Source organism: Lacimicrobium alkaliphilum, from assembly GCF_002591895.1.
Taxonomy (GTDB): domain Bacteria; phylum Pseudomonadota; class Gammaproteobacteria; order Enterobacterales; family Alteromonadaceae; genus Lacimicrobium; species Lacimicrobium alkaliphilum.
The window spans coordinates 320521-338596 of sequence record NZ_NISX01000002.1 but is presented as its reverse complement, the minus strand read 5'-3'; the positions used below and the strand labels follow the sequence as shown (position 1 = coordinate 338596).

Annotated in this window: 14 protein-coding genes and 1 pseudogene; 7 read left to right on the top strand and 8 right to left on the bottom strand. The window is 50.6% G+C overall.

Annotation, left to right across the window (positions count from 1 at the left end; translation table 11 throughout):
• The first annotated feature begins 118 nt into the window (after positions 1-118).
• The 3 genes from CDA54_RS03475 to CDA54_RS03465 all read left to right on the top strand — a co-directional run bounded on the left by CDA54_RS03475 (position 119) and on the right by CDA54_RS03465 (position 6000).
• Positions 119-2185: a glucosidase family protein gene (locus tag CDA54_RS03475; protein ID WP_099033598.1), complete on the top strand. Its 2067-nt coding sequence runs from the start codon at positions 119-121 to the stop codon at positions 2183-2185.
• A gap of 370 nt (positions 2186-2555) precedes the next feature.
• Positions 2556-4871, top strand: a complete 2316-nt coding sequence (locus CDA54_RS03470; RefSeq protein WP_099033597.1) for a TonB-dependent receptor — start codon at positions 2556-2558, stop codon at positions 4869-4871.
• A gap of 115 nt (positions 4872-4986) precedes the next feature.
• Positions 4987-6000, top strand: coding sequence for a LacI family DNA-binding transcriptional regulator (locus CDA54_RS03465; RefSeq protein WP_229748027.1), 1014 nt, complete (start codon positions 4987-4989; stop codon positions 5998-6000).
• On the opposite strand, the gene CDA54_RS03460 is transcribed toward CDA54_RS03465, so the two are convergent.
• The 3 genes from CDA54_RS03460 to CDA54_RS03450 form a co-directional block, all read right to left on the bottom strand.
• A complete protein-coding gene (locus CDA54_RS03460; protein WP_143452252.1) occupies positions 5997-6281 on the bottom strand; it encodes a hypothetical protein in 285 nt (94 codons plus the stop codon). The two genes, CDA54_RS03465 and CDA54_RS03460, sit on opposite strands and share 4 nt — an antisense overlap.
• 98 nt (positions 6282-6379) lie before the next feature.
• Positions 6380-7060 (bottom strand): beta-phosphoglucomutase, encoded by a 681-nt coding sequence (gene pgmB, locus CDA54_RS03455; RefSeq protein WP_099033595.1) that lies wholly within the window; start codon positions 7058-7060, stop codon positions 6380-6382.
• Positions 7057-9402 (bottom strand): glycoside hydrolase family 65 protein, encoded by a 2346-nt coding sequence (locus CDA54_RS03450; RefSeq protein WP_099033594.1) that lies wholly within the window; start codon positions 9400-9402, stop codon positions 7057-7059. Before CDA54_RS03450 ends, pgmB begins: the two co-directional genes overlap by 4 nt.
• Before the next feature lie 195 nt (positions 9403-9597).
• Between CDA54_RS03450 and CDA54_RS03445 the strand changes: the two genes are divergently transcribed.
• The gene (locus tag CDA54_RS03445) at positions 9598-10848 is read left to right on the top strand and encodes an MFS transporter (RefSeq protein WP_099033593.1); all 1251 of its coding nucleotides are present in this window, start codon (positions 9598-9600) and stop codon (positions 10846-10848) included.
• Here the strand turns inward: CDA54_RS03445 and CDA54_RS19830 are convergent.
• Positions 10840-11003, bottom strand: a pseudogene (locus tag CDA54_RS19830) (magnesium transporter); the annotation flags it as partial. The gene CDA54_RS03445 and the pseudogene CDA54_RS19830 overlap by 9 nt on opposite strands.
• A 187-nt stretch (positions 11004-11190) precedes the next feature.
• Here CDA54_RS19830 and CDA54_RS03440 point away from each other — a divergent pair.
• Positions 11191-11397, top strand: coding sequence for a hypothetical protein (locus tag CDA54_RS03440; RefSeq protein WP_099033592.1), 207 nt, complete (start codon positions 11191-11193; stop codon positions 11395-11397).
• Positions 11398-11530: 133 nt separating this feature from the next.
• Here the strand turns inward: CDA54_RS03440 and CDA54_RS03435 are convergent, their stop codons facing one another.
• The 4 genes from CDA54_RS03435 to mgtE all read right to left on the bottom strand — a co-directional run bounded on the left by CDA54_RS03435 (position 11531) and on the right by mgtE (position 16103).
• Positions 11531-12382 (bottom strand): type 2 periplasmic-binding domain-containing protein, encoded by an 852-nt coding sequence (locus CDA54_RS03435; RefSeq protein WP_143452251.1) that lies wholly within the window; start codon positions 12380-12382, stop codon positions 11531-11533.
• 92 nt (positions 12383-12474) lie between these two features.
• Positions 12475-12603, bottom strand: coding sequence for a hypothetical protein (locus tag CDA54_RS19915; protein ID WP_268235276.1), 129 nt, complete (start codon positions 12601-12603; stop codon positions 12475-12477).
• A gap of 20 nt (positions 12604-12623) precedes the next feature.
• A complete protein-coding gene (locus CDA54_RS03430) occupies positions 12624-14621 on the bottom strand; it encodes a methyl-accepting chemotaxis protein (protein WP_099033590.1) in 1998 nt (665 codons plus the stop codon).
• A 123-nt stretch (positions 14622-14744) separates the two neighbouring features.
• Positions 14745-16103, bottom strand: coding sequence for a magnesium transporter (gene mgtE, locus CDA54_RS03425; RefSeq protein WP_099033589.1), 1359 nt, complete (start codon positions 16101-16103; stop codon positions 14745-14747).
• Between the two features lie 177 nt (positions 16104-16280).
• On the opposite strand from mgtE, the gene CDA54_RS03420 reads away from it, so the two are divergent.
• The gene (locus tag CDA54_RS03420; protein ID WP_099033588.1) at positions 16281-17192 is read left to right on the top strand and encodes an AEC family transporter; all 912 of its coding nucleotides are present in this window, start codon (positions 16281-16283) and stop codon (positions 17190-17192) included.
• A 41-nt stretch (positions 17193-17233) separates the two neighbouring features.
• Positions 17234-17971: a 23S rRNA pseudouridine(2604) synthase RluF gene (rluF, locus tag CDA54_RS03415; RefSeq protein ID WP_099033587.1), complete on the top strand. Its 738-nt coding sequence runs from the start codon at positions 17234-17236 to the stop codon at positions 17969-17971.
• The last annotated feature ends 105 nt before the right edge of the window (positions 17972-18076 follow it).

Here is an 18076-nt window from a genome sequence, read left to right as displayed (position 1 = left end):
CTGGCAGACCAGAGTATTGATGATTAGTATGATGTAAGTCATTTGTTAATAATAAATTGCAATCGATTGCACGCGCTGGCACTATCTCTTTAAAGGCAGACTGACAGGAGCATGTGCAATGAAATCTATTACAGTAATATCGCTGATTCTGGTGTTGGCGGCAGGTTGCAGTGAAACAGAGCAATTTTCGGCAATAAGCAGCGAACATTGGGTAAGCAGTGCGGGCCTTGCTGAAGCCGTTACGACACAGCCGGTCCTGGCCTTTGAAGTGCAGGAAGGCCGAAATCTTAATACATTTTACCGTCAGGGACCTGTCGCTGCGCATTTATCACTCACCGAAGGCCTTGATCCAAGGCTCATTGTAGCCTTTCCGGCAGGAAACTCTGGTGTTGGGATATGGTTCGATTCAACCTCAGATATTGAATGGAACTGGCAGCAACCCCTTACCCCCTTATCCACAGAGCAAGCCGGACAGCGATACTATGGCATCCAGGGCCAAGCTATAGCTGTCGGCGGCCGCCTGCGGATTACTAAGGTGTTGCTGGGCAGTATCCGGGTGTTGCGGGATTATCATCAGCAAGGCGAGTTTCCTGAGGTTGTGGACAATGCCGAAGTGTATGCAGAGGATAATCAGATCAACTGGAAGCGGCAACGCCTGGATGGTCAGGCAGGCTATGGCCTTAGTCTGAAAATTACTGAAGGAAGTCTGGAGCGGGAACGTGCCAGCGGTGATTGGATCCTGAATCCATCAGAGCAGAACAAGCTGATCTTCAATATTCAGGCCATCACATCTGAATCACCTCTGACACCGCTCGACAATGTCCTCAGGTCAGAGGTGAAGGGATTAGATAATGCGCACCTTCAGGCACTGCGTTTTCTCAGCTATGAAGAAAAGCTGTTGGCCGGATCCTGGCGTTTTCTGACCTATTTTGGCCGCGATACCCTGCTATCTTTAAGGTTGCTGATGCCGGTATTGAGCGATGATGCCATAGAGTCAGCCTTAGGCTCAGTTTTCGAGCGCATGTCGCCACAGGGCAGAGTGGCACATGAAGAAGATATTGGTGAGTTTGCCTTGTTGCGGAGTGTACAGCAGAGCCAGAAACCGGACGACAGCCCGCATTATGATTATGCGATGCTCGACGATGACTTGATGCTGCTGCCAATACTGACCGAATACCTGCTTGACGAGCAAACCGGACAACAACGCAGAGAAGCTTTTTTAAAGCGGCGAAGAACTGATGGTAAAAGCTATGGTGAAATCCTGGCGGCCAATATCGAATATTTATTATCTGTTACCCGGCCATTTTATCAGCAGCCCAGACTGTCTAACCTGATTGGTCTGGCTGACGGTCATTATGCAGGCAACTGGCGGGATAGTGAAGAGGGATTGGATGGCGGCCGCTATCCCTACGATGTCAATGCCGCACTGGCACCTGCCGCGCTGCGCGCAGCGCGGCGACTGCATCAGAGTGGTTTGTTAACCGGGCATGGGGAATCCATTCAGAATCTTGCCGAACTGGAAGATATAGCCAGGCATTGGCAACAAAAGGTACCGCCATTGTTTTTTGTAAAAATGGAGCCGGAGCAGGCCAGGCAAGCCGTTCTGCAGTACAGTAAGAAAATAGGCCTGCCTGCCCCAGTTATAGAGAGGGACATTCCGCATGAGTTTGCTGCGCTTGCGCTCAACACTGATGGATCACCCGTGCCTGTTATCCATTCTGATACCGGCTTCGGTCTGCTATTTGGTCAGCCCGATGCGCACAGATTGCGACAGATGCTTAGTAATTTGACGAAAGATTTTCCACATGGACTGTATACGCCAGTCGGAATGTTGGTGGCTAATCCTGTTTATGCTTCCGCAGAAACACAGGAACGATTCGGACCCGGAAATTACCATGGTACGGTGGTTTGGAGCTGGCAGCAGGCTATGGTACTGAGTGGCATTGAAAGGCAGTTGCGCCGAGCAGACCTGCCGGAATCAGTGCGCGTGAAACTGAGACAGGCGAAGGATAAATTGTGGCTGACAGTCAGTGTTACCGAAGATCTGAAGACTTCAGAGCTATGGTCCTGGTCGTTTGCAGATGGCCGGTTTCAGATGAAGCCCTTTGGTCAGCGCAAGGGCGATATTACGGAATCTAACCCGGTTCAGCTATGGAGTACAGTCTATCTGGCTGTTCGCCCCTGAATAAGCCATTGATTGAAATACGGACTCTGTCTGAAGGGCACCTCTGCTGATATTGCAATCAATTCCATACAGTTTCAGTTTTAACTCTGTTGAAACTGAAACTGTATATTCCAATTGAGTACATTCTGCTCGAATGCTGCCGATATTTTGTCTTTATGATCGGATATGTGAACAAGAAACCAACCCAAGCACTAATTTAACAAAAATTTAATAAACTTTAATTAAAACTATTGCAATCGATTGCAAAAGATTCTATTTTTAATCTGTCGACAACGAGCACAGCAATGATGTAGTCAGTTGCAGTCTTGCTGAAAGTGCACATAAACCAGAAAACACCATGTAACTCAGTTAGTAAATCGGGGACCAGAAAATGAAAACGAAAAAGTTAGCTTTGGCACTGGCGGTATCAACGGTATTCGGTACCAGCTACGCGCAGCAAGAACCAGCCGCACAGGAACAAAAGGATAAGGATTTTGAACAAATCATCGTCACAGGTACGCCCACGGGTACCGCAATGCGTAAAGTTGATGCAAGTTTTGCCGTCACCAACCTTTCTGCCGAAGCAATAAAAAAGCTGGCACCAAAAAGCACTGCCGATTTGTTTAAGGCGGTGCCCGGAGTCTGGGCGGAGAGTTCTGGCGGTGTATCCGGCGCAAATGTGTTTGTTCGGGGTTTCCCCGGCGGCGGTGATGCACCTTTTCTGACTGTACAGATGGAAGGGGCGCCATTGTTTCAGCCACCGACCTTGTCTTTCCTTGAAAACTCCACCCTGTTTCGTATTGATGAAACCGTCTCTTTTATGGAAGCTCTGCGGGGTGGGCCCAACCCGGTTATCTCTAACGGACAGCCTGGTCTGACCACTAACTTTATGCTGAAAGAAGGTAGTGATTACACCGAAGGTACTTTCAAGTACACCACCTCAGATTACGATCTGCAGCGGGTTGATGCCGTTGTCAGCGGGGCGCTGGCAGACGATCTTTACTATATGATAGGCGGGTATGTTTCCAGCTCGCCGGGGATCCGCGATGCGGGGTTTAACTCGGAAAAGGGTCATCAGTTTACGGTCAACATTACCAAGATACTGGATAACGGCAAGATGAACTTCTACAGCCGGGTCACTGATGATCACGGTGTCTGGTACTTGCCTACGCCTTTGGTGGAGGGGGTAGACAATGGTTATACCCAGATGGGTACCTTAAATCGTCAGGGGACAATCCAGTATGGTCCCGATGGCACCGAACAGGCCTTTGACTTTGGCGAGGGCCGGGGCTGGGATGGCTCAGTATCAGGGGGTAAGATTCAGCTCGAGTTCGGCGACGGCTGGCAGTTCAGTGATCGCTTTAATTTTACCAGGGGTGATGCCAATACCCTGGGTCTCGTGCCTGACGGCGCACCGCTTAGTATATCCGGACTGGCAGATCTGACTGATGCAGAGGGCAATAACCTGAATCTGAGAATTGTCGATCCGCAGAGTGGAGACTTTGTGCCGGTACAAGGCGCTGTCACTGGTACGACATATTCCGAGGACGCTCTGGTGCAACAAGTCGGTCGCTGGGTGGTACTGAAGGAAATTGAGTCCTTTACTAATGATCTGGCTTTAACTAAAGAGTTTGATGCACTTGAATGGACTTTTGGATTGTACACTTCCAACTTCTCAGCCAATGATTGGTGGTCCATCGGTAATCAGTCTTACCATGTTATTGGCCAGGGCGGTGAAAGTCTCACCAATATCGATTGTAATGATAATGCCGACAGTTGTGGCTGGAACTATGATATCAATGCCGTCGGCGATGGTTCTACCAGGGCTTTCTACACGGCTTTTGAATATCAGGTCAGCGATGCTCTGACTCTGGATCTGGGGCTACGCCGTGAAAGTCATAAGATAGAATACACTGTAGATGAAGGCCTGGATGGGGTGATCACCAAAGCCGTGCAATATGACGAAGACACTACATCCTGGACTGCCGGTGCCAACTATATGCTGACCGATAATTCCGGTGTGTTCTTCCGGGCTAACGACGGCAGCAAAATGCCCTACTTTGACGATTTCAGGGATAACTTCGGCTCTTATTCCAATGGTGACGACCTGATCTTTGATATACAGCAATATGAACTGGGATATAAACATGCCGGTGACAATTTCAGTTTCTATGCCACCGGTTTTTTCAATGAAGTTGAGAGCAGTAATGTCAGCCAACCCGGTGCGCCAGCAACACTATCAGTGACTGAAGCAAAAGGTGTGGAACTGGATGCCAACTATACATTTGATTTCAATCTGAACCTGAACCTGAATGCTACGGTACAGGATACCGAAATCACCAAAAGCGGTGACGCCAGTCAGATTGGCAACGAAGGACAGCGTCAGCCTGGCTGGCAGTTACGATTCACGCCAAGTTATGATCTGGAGCTGACAGGCGGTAACTTCCTGACTATGTACGGTACCCTGAGTATGGTTGATGATCGCTGGTCAGACAATGGCAACACTGTGGAGCTGGATGGTTATACCAAAGTGGACCTGGGCGCGTACTGGGAAGTCTCGGAAAATCTGAATGTCAGGCTGTCGGTGGATAACCTCACTGATAAAGATGGGCTGACCGAAGGGGATCCCAGAAATCCGGCTGCGCCTAACGGCAGGTTTATCATGCCGCGTTCGGTGAAACTCAGCATCGGCTATAACTTCTTCTGAGCTGTTAATGAAAACTGGCCGGCTTTTGCCGGCCAGTTTACTATTCAATCCCCGGTGTCGTTTTGCTAGTCTAGCGGCATCCATTATCAATAAATTCACTTCAATGCCCGAAAAAATGGCGAAAAGTATTGCCGATATTGCCCGAATCGTCGGTGTGTCAGAATCCACTGTTTCCAGGGCGCTGAATGATAATCCGTTGATCGCTGAAAAAACCCGCCACAAAATCCAGCAGGTGGCGCGGGAACATAATTTTAAAATTAACGCCAAGGCGCGCGCGCTGCGTACCCAGAAGACCAATGTGATTGCGGTGGTGGTGTTGTTTAAGGAGCGCACCGAGCGCGGTATTTCCGACCCTTTTCTGCTGGATATTCTCGGCGCCATTGCCGACGAGTTAACCCTGCATGGCTATGATATGTTGCTCTCCAATACCCGCACCGCCTCCGATGACTGGCGGGATTATTACTTTGATTCCAAACGGGCCGACGGCCTGATTGTGATAGGGCAGGGTGAGCATGACGTCCGTATCGACCGTCTGGCTACCCAGGACCTGCCCTTTGCGGTATGGGGCGCAACCTTGCCGGACAGTCAGTATTGCACGGTGGGCAGTGACAATAAAATGGGCGCCTATCTGGCAGTCACCCATCTTTTAAATCAGGGCTGTGAGCATATCGCTTTTTTCGGTGATATCGCTCACAGTGAGATGGAGCAGCGCTGGCAGGGCTATTGCCTGGCGCTGCAGCAGGCCGGTAAGGACATCGACGAGTCACTGCGTTTTGCCACGGATTTTACCAGCGAGTCAGGTTATTCCAGCGCTAACCGCATGCTTAAGCAGCAGCCACTTAAGGTGGATGGTTTGTTTGCGGTGTCTGATGTGATTGCCCTGGGGGCGATGAAAAAGCTGGTGGAGTCAGAGATCGCCATACCCGGTGATATTGCCGTGGTGGGTTTTGACGATGTGGCTATGTCGATGTTCTGCCACCCCTCACTGACCACCATTCGCCAGCAAACCATGGAGGGCGGTAAACTGCTGGTTAATAAAGTGCTGGATAAACTGGCAGGCAAACCAGCCCGTTCACAGGTACTGGATGTGCAATTGATAGTCAGGGAGTCGAGCAGAAAGGCGCACTAGCCAGTGGGGGGAAGTATTGAAGCACTCTCGCTCGGGACTATAAATTTTATCGCCCTCATAAATTTAGGCTCTTGCTGTAAGCGCTTCAGGCCCCGTTGGGGGTTGGTGGGCTCAACCTGAAATTCAACGCCATCCAATCCCTCGAGGATCAGATCCCGGGTTTGCTCGTCCATCCTGATGGATTTCTGAAATCCGGGGCTGGATTCTGCCAGCCAGATCATGGGGGCAGAGCTGACCGGTAAGGCGGCAAATATCAGGATTAATACAAGACGTAACGACAACAACGATTACCTGCACAAAAATTGGTCGCGTATGCTATGTGATTTTAGTCTGATTGACCAAATGCAGGCAGAAAAGCGCTGACAATTTTAGTTTGCAGTCAAGGTTTTGGTGACGGCCTGCCCTTATCAGCAGCGTTGCCCAGCACTTTGCCGGGCTCCAGTTCGCCAATATGAGCGTAAACCACATCTGCCTGATGCAGCACTCTGGCATCGCCAATGCCCACCGAATACATTCGGGCGTCAACAATGGCTTGCAGACCCGCCAGAGAATCTTCCACACCCACACACTGAGCCGGAGGTATATTCAGCGCATCGGCCACTGTCAGGAAAATTTCAGGGTGGGGCTTGCCCTGTTTTACTTTGCTGGCATCGGCCACATAATCAAAAGCATCGGTAATCCCCAGCCGTTCCAGCACCATCGCCGCATTTTTACTCGCCGAGGCCAGGCCGATGGCAATGTTTCTGTCTTTCAGTGCATTAAACAGCTCAGTCACACCCTCAAACAGATCGGCTTCGCTCATGCCGGCGATTAACTGCTGATAGTGGTGATTCTTTTGCTCTGCCAGCGCCAGTATTTGTTTTTCCGGTAACCTTAAGCCACCCTTTTGCAGAATAAACTGCAGCGAGCCCATACGATCAACGCCCTTAAGCTGTTCGTTGTCGGTTTTATCAAAGTCTACACCGAGCTGATCGGCCAGGGCTTTCCAGGCCAGAAAGTGGTACTCGGCGGTATCGGTGAGTACACCATCGAGATCAAAAATAAAGGCTCTGATGGTCATGGCTGTTTCTCCGTTTGAGTTTTAACCTCGATGCTTTGTTGCAATGCCAGTTCAATGGTCTGGCCATGATGGAAAATGCTGATGCGCTCACCCTCAAGCAGCCGGTATTGGCAATGCTGCCGGCCGACACTGATTTTCAGGCGTCTGCCCAGGCAGTTAAGGTGAAAACTGAAGCCCTGCCAGTTTGCCGGTAAGTGGGGTTCAAAATGCAATTGCTGATCGCGAATACGCAGGCCACCGAAACCGTTGACGATGCCCATCCAGGAACCGGCCATACAGGCGGTATGAATGCCGTATTCGGTGTTGCCATGGCGATTGTCGATATCCATGCGCACCGTATCTTTGAAAAACTCATAGGCTCTTTCATATTGGCCGGTTTCTGCAAATTCGATGCTGTGTATGCAGCTGGATAAGGTCGAGTCATGGGTGGTCAGTGGTTCGTAATAGTCCAGATTGCGCTTTTTCAGATCCTTTGAGAAAGCATCATCCAGCAGGTACATGGTCAGTACCACATCGGCTTGTTTGAGTACCTGATGGCGGTAAATCACCAGCGGGTGATAATGCAGCAGCAACGGGTAGTGATCGGCCGGGGTATTGGCAAAATCCCAGGTTTTTTTATCCAGAAAGCTGTCGTCCTGTTTGCTGATGCCTAAGTTGTTGTCATAAGGCAGGTACATCTTTTCACCGGCCTGGCGCCAGTCGCTTATCTCTTCAGTGTTAAGCGCCAGTTTGTTGCACAGTGAGGCAAAGACTTCAGAACAGTCCTGTTGCATCTTATCTGCCACTTGCACCGCAAACTGCAAATGTGCGCGGGCCATGGCATTGGTATAAAAATTATTGTTAACAATGGCGGTATATTCATCGGGACCGGTCACACCATCGATACAGAACTGTCCGTCTTTGCGGGCATTAAAATGGCCCAGGTCCAGCCACAGTCTGGCGGTTTCAAACAGCATTTCTGCACCAAAGTCCTGAATAAACTGCCAGTCGCCACTGGCCTGATAATAGTGCCGCAGGGCATGGGCGATGGCGGCGTTGATATGGTACTGAGCGGTACCGGCCGGGAAAAAGGCCGAGCACTCATCACCGCCTATAGTGCGCCAGGGGTACAGTGCGCCTGTTTTGTGTGACATCTGTCTGGCCCGCTTTCTGGCGCCCTCTAAGGTGTGATAACGAAATTCCAGGCACTTTCGGGCGATATCCGGATTGGTGGCAGACAAAAACGACAGAATATAGATTTCCGTGTCCCAGAAGTAATGGCCGTCGTAGCCATGACCTGTAAGGCCCTTGGCGCCCATATTGCTGTGGCCATCCTTGCCCGCTGACATAAACAAATGCAGCAGGTTAAAACGTATACCTTGCTGCAGCCCTTCATCGCCCTCAATTTCTACATCGCTGGACCGCCAGAAATCTGTGATTTTGCTGCTGTGCTGATCAAGCAGCGACTGCCAGCCCAGAGAGTTGATTTGCTGTAGATCCTGCGTCAGTGCGTTTTCGATAGCGGCAAAGTCCTTATCGCTGTTGTGGCGATAGAGAACATATTTGTCGATGATCAGTGTCTCGCCCTGTTGCAGTTCAAATTCATACTCCAGTGCGGGGCAGCTGTCAGAATGGCTCTCGCGCACCGACAGCGGCGTATGGGATAACTGGTGGCAGACTGAGGTGCCGATGGCAAAAGGACTGTTGTTAACCTCGTGCAATAGCTGGATCTGCTCATTTTCTATAGTGGATTTTTGCAGCCTCAGGCTGTCTGCCATATTCAGTTGCCCGGCACGGGGGTCGGCTTTATTGGCACTGAAGGAATAGTCCGCATCCACAGCTGATGAAAGGCAAATCCGGCCGCAGAAATTTTCTGCGGTGATAGTGGTGCGTAGCGCTAGCAGGTTAGGGTGGGCCAGTGAAGCAAAGCGGCGACTGATGAGACTGAGCCGTTTACCTGAGTCACTTTGCCAGCGCATATCCCGGTTATAACTGGCATCTTTAAAATTCAGCCAGCGGCGGCCGGATTGGGCACTGTTGAGGCTTATTCTCTGGCCGTCCAGCGAAAACTGCATCGCCTTGCCATTGGGCACCTGCAGCATCTTCTGGTTATGGCTGGCATAGCCATAGGCCACTTCACCATAAGTGATAGGCTCACTGTGATATACGCCATTCAGGTAGGTGCCCTCACAGCTGGTTCCTTTGCCCTCATGGCCTTCCTCCAGAGTACCTCTGGTACCCAGATAGCCATTTGCCAGAGCGAACAGAGTTTCTTCCAGCATGTTGTGGTTGCTGTCAGTCTGTGTGTTGGTCAATTGCCAGGGTTCGGGAGCAAATAAATAATCTGAGCCTATCGGTTGCATGGGCAGACTGTCCTTTTATCGGGATACTTGTGCCAAGGATAAGATTATTTACAAATAAATGCAATCGATTGCATTAATGTTAAATTAAGGTAAACTGCGTTTAAACTGTTAGCCTGCCTGGCAAAGGAATTTTCCCTGTCGCCGCAACTGGCGGAGCAACAACAATATCTTTGGGTTCAATACAGGTAGCCGTTTATGATTGCCAACCGCGTCAGGGTCAAGTACTCGCTGTTTCTTACCTATTTTGTGTTTGCCATATTGCTGAACAGTGTCGGCACTGTGATCCTGCAGGTGATCAACAGCTATGGCGTGAGCAAGGAAGCGGCCAGCGTACTCGAAGGCTTTAAGGATCTGCCAATTGCCTTTGTGTCTTTTATCTTTGCCGCCTATCTGCCGAGATTCGGCTACCGCCGGGCCATGCTCACCGGCACCGCCATTGTTACGCTGGCCTGTTTACTGATGCCGCTGGTACCACAGTTCTGGATGAGCAAGCTGTTGTTTCTGGCGGTGGGCTCGGCCTTCGGGCTGGTCAAGGTGTCGCTGTATTCCACCGTGGGCTTGATCACCGATGATCGTCAGCAGCATGCCTCTGTGATGAACACCATCGAGGGGCTGTTTATGGTGGGGGTGCTATCAGGCTATTGGCTGTTCAGCGCCTTTATCGACGGCAGTAACCCCGGTTCAATGGAATGGCTGAATGTATATTGGTGGCTGGCGGCACTGGCCGGCGCGAATTTTCTGATGATTCTGTTTACCCCCTATTCCAACCCGGTACCAGAGCAGCAAAGCCGGCCGCTGACTGAATTCCTGGCCATGCTCAGACTGGCTTTTAAACCTCTGGTATTAGTCTTTATTCTGTCGGCTTTTTTGTACGTTCTGATTGAGCAGGGCATAGGTACATGGCTGCCGACTTTTAATAATGAAGTGCTGCACCTGCCGGCGGATATGAGTGTGCAAGCCACCAGTATCTTTGCTGCCTGCCTGGCTATCGGCCGGCTGGGTGCGGGGCAACTGATGCGCTTTATCAGCTGGTATCCGCTGCTGAATATCTGTCTGATTGCCATGGCGGCGCTGATTCTGGTGTCTATGCCACTGGCCGGTCTGGCCGAAGTCAATCCCGGAATCAGCTGGGCGACTGCGCCGGTTGCGGCCTTTTTGTTCCCCCTGATAGGTTTATTTATGGCGCCCATTTATCCGGCGATTAATTCGATTATGCTGTCCTCTTTACCCCAGGTTCAGCACTCAGCCATGACCGGATTGATTGTTATTTTCTCTGCTTTGGGGGGGACCACAGGTTCAGTCATTACCGGGCTGGTATTCGGCCGCTTCGATGGCCAGAGTGCCTTTTACTTCTCGCTGCTGCCGATTGTCGCTATTGCCATCACCCTGTTTTTCTTCTGGAAGTGGACCAGCGCTGCAGCCAGAGCAGAGGCAGCATCAACATAAGGGTAGGGTACCCAGAAAAGCAAAGATGCACACTACATCTGTAATGGTGGTGAGATGAGTCCTCCTGCCAGGGCAGGGGCAATTTTCTTCCTTCTAGTCAGCAGGTGCTGGGTGGCTCCCGCAAGACCTACCGCCGCCATATTAATCATCATAGCGCCTGCTGGTTTATCTTGTCGGCTTTGTGGAAACATCAATTAATAACCAAATCTTCGGGCTATAAATCGGATACTTTTTTGACAAAGTGAACAGTCTCAACAGAATCGTTGTCAGGTTTGATATCTGTTCACTGGACAAGTCTTCAGGGATATAGGTATGGCCAACCTATAAGGAGATGAAAACGTAATGAACAGAAATAATACAATGTGGCTGGCTGAGGCAGGCTCAGTGGGCTTGTCCCGGGTGCAGAAAATCGCTAATCAGATCCAGCAGGGGGATCATCCGGCCTGGTGGGAGAATGTGTATGACTGGGTAGAGGAGCTGCAACAGGCTCTTAAACTGGATATGCAGTCATTGCACAACTGGCTGGCAGACCAGAATATTGATGACTGAGCGCCGGGTTTAAACAGGGCAGAGGCTGTAATCAAGAACCACACCGACAAAATACATGCGAAGGATTGCATTTATCCGCGTCTTTTAATGCGTAACAGGGCATTGAGCGGCCCTGATAACGCATCAACGGTTGTTATTGAGAGAGGTCAAACGCGGTTCCATAAATACGGTTATAGTACCGGGTAAGCTCTGAATGCATATCCTCATCAAACCATTGCAGATGGATATCGAGATACTCCCGGTTGCGGGAGAGTTGTTCAATGCTCTTTGATATGGCATCTATGGCTTGTTTGCCTGCCTCTGAGCGTGAACAAAGTACGTAACCGCTAATAAAAGCCGGGGTTTCTTTGAGCCTCAGGTAAGTGATAGGAGATTCCGTGGCAACGTGTTGGCTGTATTGTTTAAATACATTCGGATACTCGAAGATCGCATCGATACGTCCGTTCAGTAACATGGCAACCAAACCTGCGCCCATGTCAGTGCCACTGCGTCGCCAGATACGTCTTTGCAAGGCCGGGGCAGCTAATAGCTGGTCAAGTATTTCACCATAAGAACGGCCTTGCATCACGCCTAGCTGGAGATCCGGAAGATTTTTCAACAGCTGGCTCAAACTGAGCTCAGAAGATTTGTCTGTGTTCAGTCCGTTTTTTACTGCCAGTTCTTCGCGCAGATAAAGACGTAATCCCGGGACTACCACCTGGGGAATCGCACTGGCAAGACTATAGCGCTGTCGCTCAGCATTATAAATTTTGTCCCCGACACAAATGTTCGACTCGTGCTGTAATCGATTCAGTCCCCGTTTGGGATTCGTGGGCTCAATCTGAAAGTTAATATTATCCAGCCCTGACAGGATAAGGTCTCTGGTCTGTTCATCCATCTTGATGGTTTTTTCAAACCCGGGGCTGGATTCTGCTAACCAGATCATGGGGGCAGCGCTGGCCGATGAGGCGGCAAATATCAGGGTTAATACAAGACGTAACAACAACAAAGGCTACCTGCTCAAAAATTGGCCGCGTATGTTACGTGATTTTAGCCTGATTGGCGAAATGCAGACAGAAAAATACTGACAATTATAGTTTACAGTTGTTGTAGTGAGGAAATACGATTGCATATACCACCATGTTCAATGGAGCCGGAAATATAGGGCCGGTACATTGCTCTGGCGGTTAACACCGAACGCTGGGGGAAGGGGATACTGCCAACCATTGTTGGCAGTTGTGCAATTCTTATGCGGAACCCTGTTCCTGTTTACTCAGTTCATATAGACGGTTGGAAAGTTGCTGCGAGGATTCACTGAGTTCTGTCAGGGCATTGGCATCCTGAGAATTGAGTTCATTACTCTCTCGTATGCCCTCGGCTAAGCGGTGGATTTCATTAGCCACTTTAGCCTGCTCGCCCGCAGCAACGGCGATTTGAGAGGTCTTGTCACTGATTCCACTGAAAGCCTGCACTATGTCCTCAAAGCCGGTGATCACCTTATCAGAGCGCTCTACCGATGCCTCAGACAAAGATTGCGAACTGACAATGATATCCACTCCTCGTTTTGCCGATTCCTGCAATTGTCCAATCATGGTCTCAATTTCATTGGCTGAGCTCTGCGAGCGTCCCGCCAGGGTGCGCACTTCATCGGCGACCACAGCAAAGCCGCGGCCCTGCTCACCTGCCCGCGCCGCCTCAATAGCGGCATTTAAGGCCAGCAAATTAGTCTGTTCAGAAATCCCTTTAATCACATCCAGTATTGCACCCATTTGTTGTGCATCACCGGAGAGTCGTTGAATGATTTCAGCAGTTTGTTGCAATACGTCTGACAGTTCTTTGTTTGCACTGCTGTTGTCAGAAACATCCTGCATGCAGTTTTGTACCATCTTCTGCGCGTCGTCCACGGTTTGTGAGGTGGAACGGGTATTACTGGCAACCTCATCAGCGCTGCTGGCCATTTGGTTAATGGCTGCGGCGAGGGTGGTGTTCTCACTCAATTGTGTCTCGGCACGCTGTTTCAGGGCAACAGCCATGGTGTTCAACTCGGTTGCCCGTTGCTTTGATTCTGACGCTTCCAACGAAATTTTACGCAACAGGCCGTTAAGATGTTCACCATAATTGTTCACGGCCTGCTTTAACTGGCCTATCTCATCATTTCTGTCGATATTCAGACTGGCTGAGGTACCGCCCCTGATCAGCCGTTCAATTTGTGCGGTGGTTTCGTTTATCCATTGCATGACTCTGTTGGAATAGATACTCAGAACAGCGGCAAAGATCGCCAGTAATGGCAGTAAGGTGGAATACAGGCTGACACTGAGGTTATTGACAGGTTGCCGGACGACCTCATCAGGTAGCACAATCCCCATTTTCATGTTGTGCATGGGTAAATTGATCAGTGCGAGCATGGCGTTATCCCCTTCAACCACTCCCTCTGGCAGCTCAGTGATCGGATCGCCTTTTCTGACCGCGGTATACAGTGGCCTGAGGGAGGCATCTTGCTCAGAGACCTGATCTAAACGACGCATGCCAAGAGTGGTATTGCGTATGTCCGGAAAGCTGATGATTTGTTGGTTGGCGCCAATCACAAAACTGTATCCCTGGGACTCTTTGTTCTGTCTGCGCAGCAGAGCTTCAAGCCCTGAAAGCTGCAAATCAACCGTGGCGACTCCCCAGTAGCGGCCTGAACGTTTTATCGCTACCGTACAGGTCACCATAGCGGTGCCTGTTGTGGCATCACGATAGGCCTCAGACCAGGCACACTCACCGGCCTTAAGTTGCCGGCCTGCTGTATACCAGCTTTCGTCGTGATATCCGCCACCAGAGGGAGCATTATAATCCTGTGACTGAACCAGCTTACCGGCATTGTTCCGGGCCCAGAAAAAGGAGTGCCTGGTCTGGTCCTGAGCAAAGGCTCCGGGTTCCGGCCAGACGCCGCCTCCCGCAACATTGGCGTTGCCGTATTGATCGATAAGAGCGGGAATAAGGCGCTCAAATGACGCTTTATCTAACGGCAATGTTTGCGCCAGACTGGCAATACTCTGGGTCAGAACGAGGCCCTGGTTCAGCTCGTCCTTTAGGGCGTTGGCGCTCTCCTTTGCTCTTAGCAGCGTTTGCTGTTCAACCTGAGTTTGTATTATTGGCAACGCCAGGGTTTGCATGACAGCGTAAATAACGACAACGGCGGCGCCAAGCATGCCGATACTCAGATAAAGGGCTTTGGTTTTGATTAGCAGGGGTGTACCCATGGTGCTCTCCCAGTTCAGGTGGTTTGGTTTAGCTGACTTGGATGCATCCCTGTGTCAGATTGTGCTCCATAGACTCGCATCTATATCGGCCACGGACAGGCTTTCAATAAGCATCTCCCGGCCTCACATTAAAAATAGCGTAGCGGTGCCAAGAAAAGCAAAAATTCCAACCACGTCAGTGATGGTGGTCAGTATTACGCCGCCGGCCAGGGCCGGGTCGATTTTCATCCTTTTAATCAGCAGGGGCAGGGTGGCCCCTGCGAGCCCTGCTGCCACCATATTGATCATCATGGCGAAGGCGATAATTGCACCGAGCATCAGATCATCTTTCCACAGCGCCACAACACCGGCTATCAGCACAGCCCAAATCACGCCATTCAGAGCTCCAACGGCCAGTTCTTTACCGATCAACCACCGGCTGTTGCTGCCACTGACATGGCCCAGCGCCATACCACGGATAACCAGAGTCAGCGTCTGGCTTCCTGCAACACCCCCCATGCTGGGAACGATGGTGTTGAGTATGGCCAATACCGCGAGCTGGCTTAAGGTCTCCTCGAACAGATCGCTGACCATGGCTGCCAGTAGTGCAGTGACCAGGTTTACGCCCAGCCAGATAGAACGTTTCTGAGTACTCTTAAGGACCGGAGCGAAGGTATCTTCTTCGTCATCCAGACCCGCCATACTCATCATACTGTGTTCTGCTTCCTCACGAATAATATCGACAACGTCATCAATGGTAATACGACCCAGCAAATGGTTTTCCCTGTCCACTACCGGCGCCGATATCCAGTTATAACGCTCGAACATCTTTGCGACTTCCCCTTCGGCCATATCCGCAGGGATGCGCTCGGCTTCTTCGTCCATCAGTTCTTCAACGGTCGTATCGGCAGTGGCTGTCAGCAACCTGATCACGGGAACTAAACCAATAAGCTTGTCGTGACGGTTAACAACATAAAAAGCATCGGTGTCTTCGGGGATCTCACCTTTTAAGCGCAGATAGCGCAGGATCACATCCACGGTTACCTCGGGTCTTAAGGTAATCGTGTCGGTATTCATGATTGAACCGGCGGTATCCTCACCGAACGACAGCGCCTGCTCTGCTCTTTGCCTGTCCTGCTCGCCCATGGAGCGCAGCACTTCCTGGAAAATCGCATCTGGCAGGCCACGCAGCAGCTCGGCGAGATCGTCGGTGTCCATATCTTCGAGGGCATCGGCGAGTTTTTCCGGCATCATCTGGCGGATGATGCCGTTACGAACGTCTTCTGAGAGTTCTTCGAGAATATCGCCGTGAAATTCGGGGTCAATCAACTGCCATAAAACGGCACGGCTTCTGGCCGGGGTGGACTCGAGCAAAAACGCCACATCCGGTGCCGGCATATGGTGCAGCATCTTGCGCACATGCACGTACATACCACTGCTTAAGGCATTGTTAATGGTCTGAAGCTGTTGATACGGAGATTGACTCTCGAAGGCTTGTTCCATGATCCCTTAGGCAACTTATTGATTTTCTGTTGATAGTTTAGTGGAACAACGCGTCGAAAGCAGCAGTTATCTGAGCCTGAAGTTGAAAAGGCGGCGCCCCTTTTTAATCCCTTTTCTAGTTATTTGTACTGAGTGAAGGTAAAGTCAGCGCAAAATGTCACATACCAACAGGCTGAAATGGAAAACTTTTTCCTCGTTCTGATTTATCTGCTTGTGGGCACGCAGTTGCGCCGGGTTCGGCAGTTTCCGGCAGAGACCGGTATTGTTCTCAACCAATATGTGCTCTATGTCGCATTACCGGCGCTGGTGTTGCAAAAGATGCCCTTATTAGAATTTTCGGCTCAATTGTGGATGCCTGCGGTACTACCCTGGGTACTGTTAGCCATTACTGTCGGGGCCGTGTTGCTGGCAGGGCGGCTGTGGAATTGGGAACGCGGTGTCATCGGCGCCCTTTTGGTGATCCTGCCACTGGGCAATACCTCATTTCTGGGCTTTCCTATGGTGGAGGCCTTTTATGGGGATACCGGATTACCCTTTGCCATTATTTATGATCAGGCCGGCTCATTTCTTGCCCTGGCTACGTATTCAACTGTTCTCGCGGCCTGGTTTAGTCCCGTTGCGAATAAGCCAACCGGCAGGCAGATGATGGCCAAAGTTTTGCTATTTCCGGCCTTTGTCGCGATGTTGTTGGGGCTGGCATTGAAAGGCTGGAGTTATCCTCCGTTTTTGGACTTGTTACTGGATTCAATGGCTTCAACGCTGGTGCCGGTAGTGATGATTGCGGTGGGATTTCAGTTCCGCCTGCAACTGGATGGTGGGCAAGTAGCACCACTGGCGTTTGCTCTGTTGTTCAAGCTTATTCTGATGCCGATGATGGCGTTGGGTGCGTTGTGGCTGCTTCAGCCACCGCCATTGTTGATGCAGGTTTCCGTATTTGAAGCGGCGATGCCGCCGATGGTCTCAGCCGGTGCTCTGGCAATCGGTGCCGCTCTGGCACCGAGGTTTGTGGCGACATTGATTGGTATGGGCTTGTTCTGCAGTTTTCTCTCGCTGCCGCTGTGGTATTGGCTGTTAGAGTCATTGCTATAGGTTACAATGACCGTCATTTTTCAATAAGGCAGAGAACTGAAGTGACTGAGGTCAGGTTGATCAGGCTGAATAAATTTATCAGCGATTCGGGCTACTGTTCACGGCGTGAAGCGGACAAGCTGATTGAACAGGGACGGGTCACCATAAACGGTGTTGTGCCAGAGTTAGGCACTAAAGTCACTCCCGGCGACAGTGTTGAGGTTAATGGTAGGTCGATCGGCAGCAGCGCCGCCGATAAATCAGACCGGGTGTATATCGCCTATCACAAGCCTCGGGGCATTATCTGCACCACAGAACGAAATGTGCGGGGCAATATCGTTGACGCCATCAACCACCCCCAGCGTATTTTTCCCATCGGCAGACTGGATAAAGACTCAGAAGGGCTGATTCTGCTCACCACAGACGGGGATATTGTGAACAAGATCCTGCGCGCCGGTAATCGCCATGAAAAAGAGTATATCGTTACCGTCAACCAGCCTGTCAGCGAGCGTTTTGTGCGCCAGATGAGCAAGGGGGTGCCGATCCTGGGTACCGTAACCCAGCCCTGTCAGGTGATCCCGCAAAGCCGTTTTGTATTTAAGATTATCCTTACCCAAGGCCTAAACCGCCAGATCCGTCGCATGTGCGAATTTCTGGGTTATGAAGTGACAAGACTAAAAAGGGTGCGGATTATGGATATCACCCTCGGTAACCTGAAATCAGGACAGTGGCGGGATTTAAACGACGAAGAAATGACCCGTATAAGCGAGGCCGTGCGGCACTCTAAAAAAACGACGTAATCTTGCTCTTGTGTCAGCTATTTTTACACGGGTGTAATAAAAACTGACCCCATCCAACATAACGTATTGAAATTAAAGGGTTTAATTTATTGGCTTGGTTTTTGC